The 14,338-nt window shown below is 58.1% G+C and carries 12 protein-coding genes and 1 pseudogene; 7 read left to right on the forward strand and 6 right to left on the reverse strand.

Going from position 1 to position 14,338, the window contains the following annotated elements; genetic code table 11:
* A pseudogene (locus tag OKC42_RS19485) lies at positions 1 to 146 on the reverse strand (IS3 family transposase); the annotation flags it as partial.
* Positions 147 to 576: 430 nt separating this feature from the next.
* Between OKC42_RS19485 and OKC42_RS19490 the strand changes: the two are divergent.
* Both OKC42_RS19490 and OKC42_RS19495 read left to right on the forward strand, forming a co-directional pair.
* A complete protein-coding gene (locus OKC42_RS19490; protein ID WP_270820675.1) occupies positions 577 to 1,518 on the forward strand; it encodes a tyrosine-type recombinase/integrase in 942 nt (313 codons plus the stop codon).
* Positions 1,519 to 1,689: 171 nt separating this feature from the next.
* The gene (locus OKC42_RS19495) at positions 1,690 to 1,962 is read left to right on the forward strand and encodes a RepB family protein (RefSeq protein WP_151286039.1); all 273 of its coding nucleotides are present in this window, start codon (positions 1,690 to 1,692) and stop codon (positions 1,960 to 1,962) included.
* Positions 1,963 to 2,188: 226 nt separating this feature from the next.
* Here the strand turns inward: OKC42_RS19495 and rsmF are convergent, their stop codons facing one another.
* The 4 genes from rsmF to OKC42_RS19515 form a co-directional block, all read right to left on the reverse strand.
* On the reverse strand, positions 2,189 to 3,619 hold the full coding sequence (rsmF, locus tag OKC42_RS19500) for a 16S rRNA (cytosine(1407)-C(5))-methyltransferase RsmF (RefSeq protein WP_270820676.1): 1,431 nt from the start codon (positions 3,617 to 3,619) through the stop codon (positions 2,189 to 2,191).
* Between the two features lie 144 nt (positions 3,620 to 3,763).
* On the reverse strand, positions 3,764 to 6,316 hold the full coding sequence (locus OKC42_RS19505) for an MlaD family protein (protein WP_270820677.1): 2,553 nt from the start codon (positions 6,314 to 6,316) through the stop codon (positions 3,764 to 3,766).
* A gap of 55 nt (positions 6,317 to 6,371) precedes the next feature.
* Entirely contained in the window at positions 6,372 to 6,974 is a 603-nt protein-coding gene (locus OKC42_RS19510) for a paraquat-inducible protein A (protein WP_005333132.1), read from the reverse strand.
* Positions 6,958 to 7,584 (reverse strand): paraquat-inducible protein A, encoded by a 627-nt coding sequence (locus tag OKC42_RS19515; protein WP_100645876.1) that lies wholly within the window; start codon positions 7,582 to 7,584, stop codon positions 6,958 to 6,960. The genes OKC42_RS19510 and OKC42_RS19515 overlap by 17 nt, the downstream gene beginning before the upstream one ends.
* Positions 7,585 to 7,731: 147 nt before the next feature.
* Here OKC42_RS19515 and prpB point away from each other — a divergent pair, with 147 nt between their 5' ends.
* Genes prpB through OKC42_RS19530 form a run of 3 tightly spaced genes read left to right on the forward strand, consistent with a single transcriptional unit; the run spans position 7,732 to position 11,213 of the window.
* Positions 7,732 to 8,619 carry a methylisocitrate lyase gene (gene prpB, locus OKC42_RS19520; protein ID WP_204484152.1) on the forward strand — a complete coding sequence of 296 codons (888 nt, stop codon included), beginning with the start codon at positions 7,732 to 7,734 and terminating at the stop codon, positions 8,617 to 8,619.
* Between the two features lie 10 nt (positions 8,620 to 8,629).
* On the forward strand, positions 8,630 to 9,757 hold the full coding sequence (gene prpC / locus OKC42_RS19525; protein ID WP_139733205.1) for a bifunctional 2-methylcitrate synthase/citrate synthase: 1,128 nt from the start codon (positions 8,630 to 8,632) through the stop codon (positions 9,755 to 9,757).
* Between the two features lie 10 nt (positions 9,758 to 9,767).
* Positions 9,768 to 11,213 carry a bifunctional 2-methylcitrate dehydratase/aconitate hydratase gene (locus OKC42_RS19530; protein WP_270820680.1) on the forward strand — a complete coding sequence of 482 codons (1,446 nt, stop codon included), beginning with the start codon at positions 9,768 to 9,770 and terminating at the stop codon, positions 11,211 to 11,213.
* 99 nt (positions 11,214 to 11,312) lie between these two features.
* Here the strand turns inward: OKC42_RS19530 and OKC42_RS19535 are convergent, their stop codons facing one another.
* Positions 11,313 to 12,041 carry an FFLEELY motif protein gene (locus OKC42_RS19535; RefSeq protein ID WP_204477083.1) on the reverse strand — a complete coding sequence of 243 codons (729 nt, stop codon included), beginning with the start codon at positions 12,039 to 12,041 and terminating at the stop codon, positions 11,313 to 11,315.
* Positions 12,042 to 12,300: 259 nt separating this feature from the next.
* On the opposite strand from OKC42_RS19535, the gene OKC42_RS19540 reads away from it, so the two are divergent.
* Positions 12,301 to 12,633, forward strand: a complete 333-nt coding sequence (locus OKC42_RS19540) for a polyhydroxyalkanoic acid system family protein (protein ID WP_151286033.1) — start codon at positions 12,301 to 12,303, stop codon at positions 12,631 to 12,633.
* A gap of 255 nt (positions 12,634 to 12,888) precedes the next feature.
* Positions 12,889 to 14,319: a wax ester/triacylglycerol synthase family O-acyltransferase gene (locus OKC42_RS19545; protein WP_270820684.1), complete on the forward strand. Its 1,431-nt coding sequence runs from the start codon at positions 12,889 to 12,891 to the stop codon at positions 14,317 to 14,319.
* The last annotated feature ends 19 nt before the right edge of the window (positions 14,320 to 14,338 follow it).

Here is a 14,338-nt window from a genome sequence, read left to right on the forward strand (position 1 = left end):
CATACCAGAACGGTGGAGCGGCCCTGAATGCCATAACGCACCTGAGCCTGTTTGTAGGTGAGCTCGCCTTTTTCAATCTGCTCGACCAGTGCCAGTTTAAAAGTCAGCGAGTAATCGCGCTGTGTCCGTTTCACACCTTGTCCCATCGGGCTCTCCATTTATTGGGGGGAAAGGTGTAAACCATATTCAGGACGGGACAAAAATAACCCAAAAGCCCCGTTGCTCGGGGCTTTTAGATTTCAAATACCAAGCTGATTACCCACCTGAATATAAAAACCAGCTGCGTTATCTCTCACTACTTCCTGCCAATTTTACTTTTTCGTTTCTGCTAGACTGAGTCGAATGATATTCCTATGTTTCCTTGATTCAGCGTGGTTAATGGGCATTAAAAAGGATGCTCTAAGTATCGATAATATTCATTATCGATACTTGATGTGTGTGGAGGATCCTGTAAGATCCTCTCAAACATCATATGAATCATAGGGTTCCGTGACATATCCAACCTTATCCAATCCGGCTCATCAGTCACTGCAGACTGTTTTCGATGCGCAGCTAAATAGTCGGGCACGCCGCTTTTTGCGCAGTGCAAAAGCGGATTCCACACTCAATGCCTATCAGGCGGATACCCGTATTTTTGTCTTCTGGTGTCAATTGCACGGGCTGGATCCACTGCAAACCACCCATCACGACATCATGAATTTTCTCGCTGATCAGGCCGACGGCGTATTGGCCGACTGGATATGGCTGAATAAAGAGGAGGGGAAGGGAGAGCTGCGTAATGGCGAGCCTCGAAAACCGGCAACCCTGGTGAGACGGCTTGCCGGGATCCGTTATGCCTTCAAGCAGAAAGGCATTCATCCCATGCCCACCGAACATCCCGAAATCAAGGAGATGATGCGCGGCATTGTCAGGTTGGGGGATAACCGTAAACACAAAACCGGCGCCCTGACGCTGCAACCATTGACCCAGGTGCTGGATGGCATCGACACCGGTGATCTGGCTGGTTTGCGTGATCACACCCTGCTGCTCTTGATGTTCAGTGGCGCCTTGCGCCGCTCGGAAGCAGCCCGAATTGAGGTGAGCGATCTCGATTTTGTGGGGCAGGGGATCCGCCTTCGCCTCAAACCGAGCAAACATCAGCTGCATGAAACCGAGATCGCCCTGATCCCGGGCAAGCATTACTGTCCCGTCTCGGCACTACAAAAGTGGCTACACAAAAGCGGGATCAGCGAGGGGCCACTATTTCGGCGCATGAATCGTTGGGGTCAACTGATGGCCGAACCGCTCGGCCCTCAGGGCATCAATCTGATGATCAAGCGCCGAACCGGCCAAACCATTGACGATCTCTACGTCAGTGGCCACAGCCTGCGCCGTGGATTTATCACCTCTGCTGTAACTGCCGGAAAGCCGATGAACAAGATCATTGAAGTCACTCGCCACAAGGATATGCGAACCCTGCAGGAGTACTTCGATGACGCCCACAAATTCTCCGATCATGCCCTTGATGGCTTGCTCTGATATAACTGCGCCACTGAGTTATTTATGTTAAATGATATCCTGTTGATCTAATGATATATTTGGCGCGCAGCCAGTAGCCCAAAGGGGAAGGGCATCTTCCAATGGATAATGGCATGTGATGAGAGATAACAAACTCGGAAACGAAATATCGCAAGGACTATGAGCCAAGAAATGACAGTGCGTGAAGAGCAAGAGGCGGGGCCCCAAAACAATGCCGAGCGGCAGCGCCAACATGTAAAACGCAAGCAGGAGACCCATACCCGGCTGCAATGCTGGATCAGCAATCGCCACGCCGAACGATTGGCCGCACTGGGTCTTCATCTCGAAGACAGTCAGGCGTCACTCATCGAGCAGGCGATCGATCTGCTCTACCAACATGAGCTGGGTAGAGAACCTCCGTTTGAAAACAGAGTCGCCATACAGGTCGAAGAGACTGTTGAATAGACACAAAAGTGAAGTAACAGCGATAGGTGAAGAGATAAAAAAAGCCAGGTACGAATTCCTTGTACCTGGCATAGGGGAATTGGCTCCTTGCAGAGCCGTGCGCTAACTGGTGTTCGGATTGCCTTAAGCTTAGACAAGGCTCGAGGCTTTTCAAGATCCGAATAAAAGTTCAACCAGAGTGTGGGTATTTCAGACTCGTTCAAGTGCTGATGCACTGAACGGCCCACTACGCATTGAACAGATTGTTGTCACGCACCAGCTCGCGGGGGAGGGCATTCTTGACCCGACTACCCACCCATTTCCCCATGCCCAGGGTATGCCCCTGATAGCGGACGATCACCTCGCCAACGCCAGCAGCCAGCTCTGGCCAGACGTCCCGACCCATCATGAATTCCCGCGCATTGGCGCTATCCAGCTCGACCACGCTCTTGCTCGCTTTATCGCCATAGGCCAGTGCCCACTCATGAGTGAGGCGATAGCCTTTCTTGAAGGTCTCGGCCAACTTGATGCCGATGCGATCGAAACGCAACTTGCCCTGCACCTGATCAAACCGCTGGGGGAAGAGCCAGATCTCGTCATTGCGGCCAAACAGCTGACCCTGCGGTGCCACCCCAAAGTTGGCTTCGATCTCGCGCAGCATGGGTTTAGCCTCTTTGGCTGGAAGGGGCGCAAAAGGGAATTTACCCAGCTTGCCCGGCTTGAACATGGTGTTGGGCACAGAGTGATTCTTGCGCAATCTGGCGACGAAAAAGCCTTCACTGTCGAAGATCTGGGGCCAAACGTGCAGGTATCCTTCTGATGTACAGGCCTGCTCTGCATGAGGGAACAGGTCAGCCAGCGAGTCAAAACTCAGGGCATCGCCAAACTTGTCCAGCAGGGATTGGCAGACCGCCTGATTCTCCTGCTCACTCAAGGTACAGGTGGAGTAGACCAGCACACCGCCCGGTTTCAGGGCATGGAAGGCGCTCTCCAGCAACCCTTGTTGCACCGCCGCAATCTCGTCGATGCTCTCGATGCTCCAGTTGCGCAGCGCATCTTCATCCTTGCGCACCGTCCCTTCACCGGAGCAGGGGGCATCGAGCAGGATGGCATCGAAGGTCTCCGGCAACCACTGGCCAAATACCTTGGCATCAAAATGGGTCATACCTACATTGGTCACTCCGCAGCGCTGGATATTGGCGCTGAGCACTTTCAACCGGCTGCTGGAAAACTCGTTGGCAACCAGCATCCCCTGATTGTTCATCAGGGCGGCTATCTGGGTGGTCTTGGAGCCGGGGGCCGCCGCTGCATCCAGCAACATACCATCCGCTTTGATCTTGTCGCTTGCAAAGAGCGCCGTCACCGGCAGCATGGAGCTCGCTTCCTGAATGTAGAAGAGCCCGCTCAAGTGCTCGGCGGTGTTGCCAAGGGGGACGGTTTCATCGCTGCGGGTCAGCCAGAAGCCGGTATCACACCAGGGCACAGGGTCGAGCTGCCAACCCAGTGGCTCCATCAGGGCGACGAAGTCTGAGACGGCGATCTTCAAGGTGTTGACCCGAATGCTGCGGCGCAGCGGACGTCGACAACTGGCCACAAACTCATCCATCGAGAGATGGGCCGGCATGATGGCCGCAATGTGGCGTAAAAAGTAATCGGGAAGGAAGGTGTTGTCGTGCACTGTGCCGTCTCGTTGACCGAAAAAGAGGGGCGATATCCTACCACAAGGCTAAGAATATTCTGAATCTGAACCCTATCAACAGGCACCGGAATATAAAAAAGCCCGGCACTGTGCCGGGCTTGGATGAGATACAAAGGGAAGAAATCAGGGCTGGATGCGCGGGCTCCACTCCAGCCACTCTTTCTCGGCCTTGCCGTAGAGCGGATAGCTGTGTCCCGCCTTAACGGTTGGCCCCATCTCTCTCTCCGGCGTATTGAAGGCTATGCCGCCGGCCAGCAGGCTCTGTACTGTCTCGACCTCTATGGTACCCCCGGTCAGGCCGATATCCGCCTTGACCCCGGAGACATTCCAGAAACGGGAGTTGGCCCGCACCAAATGGGCATACTCCTGATCCACGTTAACGTCGATCACCACCTCGCTACCATCCCGAGCCAGCGCCACCTTGGTGACACTGCCCACCACCATTTTGCGAAACAGCAGCGGGCTGCCGACGCTCAGGCCATTGACGGAGGGGCTCTTGAGGGTCAGGGCCAGACCCACCGGGCCGACCTGACTCAAGGGGAAGCGATCTTTGCCAGCGCCTTTACCGGGTTGTGCTTCTACAAACGCCCCCTTGATCAGGGTATCAAGGTGAGCGACACCGCCCAGCCCCAGCTTGGCCTGCACCAGAGTAAAGCGGGCGCCGGACTGCAGGAAACGCTCGGCGTAGTGGCCATCGAGTTCCGCCTTGAAGATCACCTGACCCAGTGACGGCTCCAGCTCGATCTCTTCAATTTTGCCGATATCGACACCGCGATAGCGGATCGGGCTGCCAATCCCGAGCCCCGGGTTACTCTCTGCCACCAGTGACAGCTGGCGCACCTTGGCCTTGGCTTGCTCCCTGGAATCGAACAGTTGATGGCTGCTGCGGCCATTGGCCAACCGATCAAACTCAATGGCACCGCGCAGCAGGGTACCGAGGTTGCCCACCTTGACCTGCACCCCATCGACCCGCACCTTGGTGTCGATGGCCGGTTTTTTCCAGAACTGGGGTTGTTGGGCGAGAAGGGGAGCATAGACTCCATCAATCTCGAGTTCGATCTCGACCCCCTCTTTGGCGGCGCGCAGCTGTTTGACCTTGCCCGCTTCCAGCCCCAGATAGAGCACAGGCGAGCCAATCCCAATGCCATCGGCCTGATCTGCTTTGAGCAACCAGCGCTGCGGCTTGGCATCACGGGTACCGAGCAGTGCCAGCTCCTGACTCGGGTAGAGACGGTTAATCCGCTCGCCACTGCTGGCTTGTACCAGCTTGATCCCGCCCCCCAACCAGGCACTGGCCGGACTGGTTTCTACTTTGATGCCGCTCAGATCGGCATCGATCTGCAGCGGGGCGGCGCGATAGAAGCGGGCACGATTGAGCAGGTGACCATAGTTCGGCGCCATCACCAGCTCGACGCTGGCATTACCGCGTGCATCCAGGGTGAGCTGGCTGATACGGCCCACCTGCAATCCCTTGTACCAGACAGCTGCATCCTGATTGAGCCCCGCCAGATCGTCAGCCTGCAGCGTCACCTTGGTGCCGCTCTGGGGCGCGCGATCGGTCAGGGTCATCTTCTGTACCGGTTTGCCCGCCACATAGTCGAGGCGAATAGCTGGGCCGGAGAGCAGGCGATCCGCATGCTGCACGCCGGTCGCGGAGAGGGAGACACTCTCCCACACCAGTTGACTCTTGTCGGTAATGCGATAGGCCTGCTCCGGGTTGATCAGCGCTGTGACCATACGGCCTTTATCGGTGAGGCGAATGGGGTCGATACGACCAATCTCGATCCCCTCATAGAGGATGGGCATCCCCTCCTTGACCGGAAGATCGCCAGCCGCAATGTCGATACGCTCGCCACGCGCCGCTTCCGCAAGCCCTTTATAGAGGACGAAAGTCTGTCCCTTCTCCGGCTCTGGTGAATCTTTGGGTGAGTCAAAGGCAATGCCGCCGCTCAGAATGGAAGTGAGGCTGCCTGCCTCCACGCTCACCCCGGCCAGACTGAAGGAGCCCTTGATGCCGCTGATGTTCCAGAAGCGGGTATCGGCTTTGACCAGATGTTCGAAACGTGGCTCGATCACCAGATCCAGAATGACGTTCTGGTTGTCCTGACCCAGACGGGTATTGATGACGCTGCCCACCTCGATACCGCGGAAATAGAGCTTGGCGCCAATCCCCACAGAACCCAGCGAATCGGCAGTCAGGTGCAGCATGCGCCCCTGAGCCTGATAGCCGGGAGGAGGGCCCTCCAGTGCATCGAAGGTCTCCTCCAGCGGATTGCTTTCACGCCCCGGTTGCAGGTTGATGTAGTTGCCGGAGACCAAGGTATCGAGGCCGGAGATCTCGGTGAGCGATGCCTTGGGGCTCACCAGCCAGAAGTCGGATCCCTTGCGGATCAGCGGTCTGGCACGGCTGTCAATCTTGGCCATCACCGCAATCTTGCGGCCATCTTCAGCCAGCTCCAGCTCTTGCACCACGCCGATGGCCACCCCCTGATAACGAACCTGGGTTTTACCCGGCAAGATGCCGTTGCCCTGGGCGAAGTTGATCTGGATAAGCTGGCCACGGCTCAATACCTGCTGATAGAGAAAGCCACCTGCCAGCAGCATGGCTATCAGGGGTAACAGCCAGACCGGCGATAACCAGCGGCGCTTTTCGATGACGGGTTCAGCCCCGATCATAGTGACTCCTTATTGGCTGGATTAAACAGCACATCAGACAAAAACAGAGAAATCATCAACGGGCCGCCTTGTCCCACAGTAAACGGGTATCGAGCATGCGGGCCGACATCATGGTCAGCACGACCACACCGGCAAAGGCGGTGGCCCCCGGGCCTGCGCGGACACTCAGCAGTACACCCCGATCGACCAGTGCCACCATCAGCGAAATCACGAACAAGTCCAGCATCGACCAGCGACCGATAAAATCGATCACCCGATACATCACCAGTTGGCGCTTGCGCCGCACCGGTTTGGCCCGCTGCAACTGCCAGCAGATCCAGCCCAGCCCCAATATTTTTCCCACTGGCACCAGTATGCTGGCGGTGAGGACTATGGTGGCAATCCCGCTCATTTTGCTGCGATAGAGCATCATGATACCGCTGAAGATGGTATCCGACTGCAATAGTCCCTTGTTGTAGAAGTGGGTGATGGGCAGCAGGTTGGCGGGGAGCAGCATAAAGGTGGCGAGCGCCAGCAAGCCCCACGACCAGGCGAGGGAGCGGGGAATGCGCACCTGTAATTTGCTGCTGCAACGGGGGCAGACAGCCCCGGCTTGATAACGCACCAGCAGACCGCAGGTATGGCAGCGGCAGAGCCCCATCTCACGGGCGCTGGTCATGTTCCGGCTCCTTTAACGGGATCCGCGCCCAGTAGGGGGCGGGGTCAAACAGGATCAGCAGGGTCATGTTGAGCAGCATCAGAATACCGAGGCTGAGCAACCCGCCACCGAGGCGCACATCGGCGATGTCGATCAGTTTGAACAGGGCAACCAGCAGGCTGACGATATAGACCTCCAGCATGGCCCAGTGGCGAAACACCTCGACCAGCTTCAAGGTGACGGGAAGAATGTGCCAACGTTTGGCCAGACCCGAAGCCAGCACAAAGATCCCCGCCAATAACCCTACCGGTGCCAGTACGGCGCACCAAAGCACCAAAGAGGCCACCCAAAACTCACCTTCGCCAAACAGCACCAGGATACCGCGCAGCAGGTCGGCGTCGGTGTTGACCCCCGCCAGCCGCAGATAGATCAGCGGCTCAAAAAATGCGGAGGGCAGCAGCAGAAAACCGGTGATGGTCAGGGCCATCAACTGGGAAGGACGAAAGGCATAACGGCCATAGAGATGCTGATGACAACGCGGGCAGTGGGCATGACGACGCAGCGGCAGTGCTTTGCGCTGGATCAGCAAGTCGCACGCCGGACAGACAATTACGGAACCGGGCTCCATCATACAATTCAACCTGTTGAAGGAATTGGTGAAATTTACCCTAAAACCGGTTTCCTGTCTTGCCTGCGGCCGGAATGTTACGAAAGTATAATTGACGTTAACGTAAACGTGATATTAGATAGCCAGACTAGACAGGTGAAAGGAGTCATGATGTCCAGTTTGTCCCCCTCGGCAGGCCTGCGCTTTCGCACCGCCCTTGCCAATGAACATCCCCTGCAGATCGTCGGCACCATCAATGCCTATATGGCGCTGATGGCCGAACGCAGCGGCTTTCAAGCTCTTTATCTCTCCGGCGCCGGAGTGGCCAATGCCTCCTACGGCTTGCCGGATCTCGGCATGACCTCCCTCAACGACGTGCTGATCGATGCAGAGCGCATCACCGCAGCGACCCGTGTGCCGCTTCTGGTCGATATCGATACCGGCTGGGGCGGGGCATTCAATATCGCCCGCACCATTCGCGCGTTTGAGCGAGCCGGAGTTGCCGCCGTCCATATGGAAGATCAGGTGGCCCAGAAGCGTTGTGGTCATCGCCCCAACAAGGCGGTGGTCACGCTTGAAGAGATGTGTGATCGCATCAAGGCCGCAGTGGATGCCCGCGAGAATAGCGAGTTCGTCATCATGGCCCGCACCGATGCACTGGCGGTGGAGGGGATGGAGTCGGCTCTTGAACGCACCGCTGCCTATGTGGCAGCCGGTGCCGACATGATCTTCGCCGAGGCGGTGACCGAGCTTGCCCAGTACGACCAGTTCAAGCAGGCGGCCGAAGTGCCGATCCTCGCCAACATGACCGAGTTCGGCAAAACCGAGCTGTTTGACAAAGAGCAACTGGCCGCGCACGGGGTCGACATGGTGCTCTACCCGTTAAGCGCCAACCGCGCAGCCAATCAGGCCGCCCTCAACGTCTATCACCATATTCGCCAGGATGGTCATCAAAGGGCCGTCGTGGAGACCATGCAGACCCGGGAGTCACTCTACGACTTCCTCGGATATCACCACTACGAGCAGACACTGGATCGTCTGTTTACAGCCAAGGAATAGGAGGCAGCTTATGGGACAGCAAAAACCGTTGGGCGGGGCCGGTCTGCGCGGGCAAAGTGCGGGGGAGACCAGTATCTGCACCGTGGGCAAGAGCGGCACCGGTCTTACTTATCGCGGCTATGACATCAAGGAGCTAGCCGATAGCGCCCAGTTCGAGGAGGTCGCCTATCTGCTGCTCAAGGGGGAGTTGCCTGATGAGCAGCAGCTTGACACCTACAAGCGCGAACTGCGTCGCCTGCGCACCTTGCCCCAGCCGCTGTTGGAGGTACTGGAGCGGATTCCCGCCGATGCTCACCCCATGGATGTGCTGCGCACAGGCTGCTCCATGCTCGGCGATCTGGAGCCGGAAGATGGCTTCGAGCATGAGCATGAAGTGGCGGATCGGCTGCTGGCCGCCTTCCCGGGCATTCTGATCTACTGGTACAAGTTCAGCCACGAGGGAGTTCGCATCGCCCTCGATACCGATGAAGAGTGCATCGGTGGCCATTTCCTCGCGCTGCTGCACCAGAAGGCTCCGAGCGAGCTGGAGCGCCGGGTGATGCATGTATCCCTCATCCTCTACGCCGAGCATGAGTTCAACGCCTCCACCTTTGCGGCGCGGGTTTGCGCCTCGACCCTTTCCGACATGTTCTCCTGTATCACCGCCGCCATCGGTACCCTGCGCGGCCCGCTCCACGGCGGAGCCAACGAGGCGGCCATGGCGATGATCGAACATTGGCAGGATGAAACGCAGGCAAGGCGCGAACTGCTGGCCAAGCTGGCGGCCAAGGAGAAGATCATGGGCTTTGGCCACGCCATCTACCGCACTTCTGATCCGCGCAACGTCATCATCAAGGAGTGGTCGGCCAAGCTTGCCGAGGCGGTGGGGGATGATCGCCTCTATCGCGTCTCCTGCGAGGCGGAGAAGGTGATGTGGGAGGAGAAAGAGCTTTTCCCCAACGCCGACTTTTTCCACGCCAGCGCCTATCACTACATGGGGATCCCGACCAAGCTGTTCACCCCCATCTTCGTCTGCTCGCGTGTCACCGGCTGGTGCGCCCACGTGATGGAGCAGCGCGAGCACAACCGGATCATCCGTCCGAGCGCCGATTATGTCGGCCCGGCACCCCGTCACTTTGTCTCTCTACAACAACGATAAGGAAGTCACGATGTCCGCCAACGTCGACGTCAACCACAGACCAGACCCTGATCAGGTGCTGGTCGATATTGCCGATTATGTCTGCAACCACCCCATTACCAGTGAGGCTGCCCTCGACACTGCCCGCTACTGCCTGATGGACACCCTTGGCTGCGGCCTGCTGGCCCTGCGCTTTCCCGAGTGCACCAAACACCTTGGCCCCATCGTACCCGGCACCCTCGTACCCCACGGCGCCCGGGTGCCCGGTACCCAGCTATGCCTCGACCCGGTCAAGGCAGCCTGGGACATCGGCGCCATCATCCGCTGGCTCGATTACAACGACACCTGGCTGGCCGCCGAGTGGGGTCACCCATCCGACAATCTGGGGGGCATTCTGGCCACCGCCGACTGGCTCTCCCGTACTCGCGTGGCCGAGGGCAAGGCGCCGCTCACCATGGCAGATGTGCTGGTGGCCATGGTCAAAGCCCACGAAATTCAGGGGGTGCTGGCGCTGGAGAACTCCTTCAACCGGGTCGGTCTCGATCACGTGGTGTTGGTCAAGGTCGCCAGCACCGCCGTGGTGACTCATATGCTGGGTGGCACCCGTGATCAGGTGATCGATGCGGTCTCCCAGGCCTGGGTCGATGGCCAGAGCCTGCGTACCTACCGGCATGCCCCCAATGCGGGGTCGCGCAAGAGCTGGGCGGCGGGGGATGCCACCTCTCGCGCGGTGCGCCTCGCCCTTATCACCATGAGCGGCGAGATGGGCTATCCAGGCGTACTGAGCGCGCCCAAGTGGGGCTTCTACGACGTGCTGTTCAAGGGCAATCAGTTCGCCCTGCATCAAGGGTACGGCAGCTATGTGATGGAGAACGTGCTGTTCAAGATCTCCTATCCCGCCGAGTTCCACGCCCAGACTGCGGTAGAGTGCGCCATGAAGCTGCATGGGCAGGTGAAGGGACGGCTGGAGGAGATCGACCGTATCGAGCTCACCACCCATGAGTCGGCCATTCGCATCATCAGCAAGGTCGGCTCCCTCAATAACCCGGCCGATCGGGATCACTGCCTGCAGTACATGGTGGCGGTACCGCTCATCTTCGGTCGCCTGATCGCCGAGGATTACGAAGATGGCATCGCTGCCGATCCCCGCATCGACGCGCTGCGTAGCAAGATGGTGGTGCAGGAGGATAAACGCTACAGCCGCGAATATCTGGAGGCGGATAAGCGATCCATCGCCAACGCCATCCAGATCTTCTTCAAGGACGGCACTCACACCACCAAGGTGGAGGTGGAGTATCCAGTCGGCCATCGTCGCCGTCGGGAGGAGGGGATCCCGCTGCTGGTGGAGAAATTCCAGCACAATCTGGCCACCCGTTTCCCGGCCAAACGGGTCAACGATATTATGGCCCTCTGTCAGGATGGGCCGCGCCTTGCCGCCACCCCGGTACACGCCTTTATGGATCTGCTGGTGATCTGATCGCTCTTGCATTGGCCAACATATCGGCAAACAGTGATAAACGAAAAGCGGGCTCATCGGCCCGCTTTGTTATTCTGGCGGCTTATCCCTCGATAAGCCTTACCCCAGCGCACGGCTGTCGCCGTTAAAGAGCGCAGTCATGATGGCCGTCTCGCGACTGGCGATGGTCTCGAGGAACTCGTTGGCACGCCCCATCTGATGACACACCTGATATCCACGCTCGACAAAGGAGAAGAGCTCGCCAAGCCCCGCCAGATGGGCGGGCCCTGACACCAGCTTGAGGGTCGCCCCCAGCAGTGGCTTTCTCGCCAGCCTGTCCAGCGTCATGCCAAGCTCGCTCACCAGCGCAATCTGATGCTCCCGGCGCGCCTGTTCACCCACGGCACGATAGGCGATGGTGTAATGATCCGGTGTGATGGGATCAATGCCATCAATGCGTCGCAGCGCCACCACCATCAGGTAGTCCAGCTCTTCGGAGAGAGCGTCGAGCTCGATCGCCTGCGCCAGCACCTTGAGGCCGGACTCCGGCAACAGCCGCTCGGCAGTCGGCATCACCCGCATCACATCCGCATCGCGGCGGGCGCAATCCCCCGGGCCATAGAGGTCGGTCAGGAAAAACTCGGCGGCAGGGCCGTAGCGGTCACTCTCCAGCAGATCACGATGGGTCCGCCCCAACCGGTCGGCCTGCCACTGGCGTAGCCGATCCCGATCCTGCAGATCCTCCGGGTGAGCACGCATCTGCTCGCGCAAGGCTGCAACCCGCTTGAGCTGGCGGTATAGCCGACCCAGGGTGCTATCGTCGTCGTGGGCATGTTCTTGATGCGTCATCTACAGCTCTCTGGCCTTGGGCCCATTGATGGGGATTGGGTGATACGAAGATACAAGTGAATGAAAAACAAGCAGCTTTTGCTGACCGTTCCGTGACAAGTGTAGCGCGCACGGGGGAGGGAATAAATGCCATGCCCCGCTGATGGCCTGCATCCCTCTCGACTCTGTTAAGTGAGTCCCATTTATGTGAACCATCCTTTCATTTGTTGTGAACATGTGTTTAATATCAATAACTAACTTATGACCCAGAGTAACGACCATGTTCTTCAACTCGCTCGCTGGCAGCAGCGCACTCTCCATCATTCAGATCAGCCGTCAGCATCCGCTGGGACTGGCCGCCGCCCGGCTCGCGGCCGAGGCCATCGCTGCGGACATGAGCGAGAGCTATCAACTCGATTGCGAATGGGCAGATGAAGAGGAGACCGAGCTACACTTTCGCGGCTCAGGGGTACATGGCACTCTCACCCTGGACGAAGATACCCTGGAACTGGAAGTGCATCTTGGTTTGATACTGTTGCCAGTACGCAGCGTACTGGAGCAAGAGATCCTCGATTATGTCGACAATCGCTTACCTTGCCCCAAACGTGTTTGAATCTCTTCGTTGCACTGGTTTTAAATAAACCAGCTGTAAACGATGGCTGTTTAAAATAAGTTGGCAAGCCATATGGTTTGTCAGATTTATTATTCGGCAAGGTCTCGATTCTATTTTGTAAGTAATCTTTCATCTTTATTTCATATTTCGAGTCGGCACTCATTAAAGTCATTCTGATTGCATCAAGCCTTCATCCGGATATGAGGGCAGAAGCAATTTGCCGCCTCGGTAAATTCATTTTGTAGGGAAACAACCATGCCACTGAGTGAATTTATCTCCTGCGTCGATACCGCCTGGTTACGCATGGACAGACCCAACAACCTGATGCAGATCATCGGTGTCCTGATGTTTGAAGGGGAGCTTGATGAAACGCGTCTGCGGGCCGGATTGCGCCACACCATTTCGGTGCAACCCCGCTTTCACCAGCGGGCCGTGCTGGAGGGGGGCTCCTACTACTGGCGCCATGATCCCGATTTCGATCTCGATCAGCACCTCAAGCGAGTGATCCTGCCGGGTGAAGCAGGCAAGCTGGAGCTGGAGAAGCTGGTGGCCGATCTCGCCTCGACGCCGCTCAACCACCAGCGCCCCCTGTGGGATATGCACCTGACCGACACGTCGCTGGGTGGGCAAGCGCTGGTGGTGCGCATTCACCACGCTATGGGCGATGGCTTCTCGCTGGTGCGAGCCATGCTGACCATGATGAATAACACACCGGAAGGGGCGCCGCGACCACCGTCACCGGAGCCACTGGATGACAGCGATGACGAGGATGATGAGGATTGCCACCAGGGCAGCCGTCTGGTGCGGGCCGGTCTCAAGCTGACCGGTAGCCTCTGGTCCAAATATGTCGAAGTGGTCACCCATCCCACCAAGGCGGTGGATTACCTCAAGACCGGGCGGGATGTGGCGAGCGAGCTGTGCAATATCGCCACCCTCGGTGATGATTCACCCTGCCGCCTGCGTGGCAAGACTACCAGCACCAAGCGGGTGGCCTGGTCGGAGCAAATTGATCTGCCGGATATCAAGGCAGTGGGCAAGGTTCTGGGCTGCTCGGTAAACGATCTGCTGATCGCCGCCACCACAGGGGCGTTTCGCCACTACCTGCAGGAGAAAGGGGATGATGCCAACAAGGTCAAGATCCGCGCCCTGGTGCCAGTCAATATGCGTGCGCCGGATGATGAGGGGGCACTTGGCAACCGCTTCGGGCTGGTGGCCCTGGACTTGCCACTGGATGTTGAACACCCGTTGCAGCGGCTCTATACCGTACGTGACCGGATGCAGGCGCTGCGCACCTCGCTGCAACCCGTGGTGGTGCTCAACCTGTTACATGCCCTTGGCATGGCCCCCAATGCGGTGCAGCAGCAGGCCGTCGAGCTGCTCACGGCCAAGGCCAGTGCCGTGATCACTAACGTGCCTGGCCCGCAGCAGACCCTCTATCTGGCCGGTGCAAGACTGCGTCAGCCGCTGTTCTGGGTGCCACAATCGGGGGATATCGGCGTCGGCGTCTCCATCCTCTCTTACGATCACAAGGTGCAGCTGGGCCTTATCACCGACAAGAAGCTGGTACCGGATCCGGATCGGGTGGTCGAGCGGTTTGCAGTGGAGTTCGAGCAACTGCTGTTGCTGGTGCTGATGGAACCGGAGCTGCTGTTTGACCCCAACGGGCTGGATGCGCTGCTCGGTTGAGCGAGCATTTGAGCGACCA

It is taken from the genome of Aeromonas sp. Y311-2 (assembly GCF_027706025.1).
In the GTDB taxonomy this organism is placed as follows: Bacteria; Pseudomonadota; Gammaproteobacteria; order Enterobacterales; family Aeromonadaceae; genus Aeromonas; species Aeromonas veronii.

Coding starts and splice junctions, on each gene's coding strand:
- OKC42_RS19495 (WP_151286039.1), top strand. CDS start 1,690: ATGACAGTGCGTGAAGAGCAAGAGGCGGGGCCCCAAAACAATGCCGAG.
- OKC42_RS19505 (WP_270820677.1), bottom strand. CDS start 6,316: ATGATCGGGGCTGAACCCGTCATCGAAAAGCGCCGCTGGTTATCGCCG.
- OKC42_RS19510 (WP_005333132.1), bottom strand. CDS start 6,974: ATGACCAGCGCCCGTGAGATGGGGCTCTGCCGCTGCCATACCTGCGGT.
- OKC42_RS19515 (WP_100645876.1), bottom strand. CDS start 7,584: ATGATGGAGCCCGGTTCCGTAATTGTCTGTCCGGCGTGCGACTTGCTG.
- prpB (WP_204484152.1), top strand. CDS start 7,732: ATGTCCAGTTTGTCCCCCTCGGCAGGCCTGCGCTTTCGCACCGCCCTT.
- prpC (WP_139733205.1), top strand. CDS start 8,630: ATGGGACAGCAAAAACCGTTGGGCGGGGCCGGTCTGCGCGGGCAAAGT.
- OKC42_RS19530 (WP_270820680.1), top strand. CDS start 9,768: ATGTCCGCCAACGTCGACGTCAACCACAGACCAGACCCTGATCAGGTG.
- OKC42_RS19535 (WP_204477083.1), bottom strand. CDS start 12,041: ATGACGCATCAAGAACATGCCCACGACGACGATAGCACCCTGGGTCGG.
- OKC42_RS19540 (WP_151286033.1), top strand. CDS start 12,301: ATGTTCTTCAACTCGCTCGCTGGCAGCAGCGCACTCTCCATCATTCAG.
- OKC42_RS19545 (WP_270820684.1), top strand. CDS start 12,889: ATGCCACTGAGTGAATTTATCTCCTGCGTCGATACCGCCTGGTTACGC.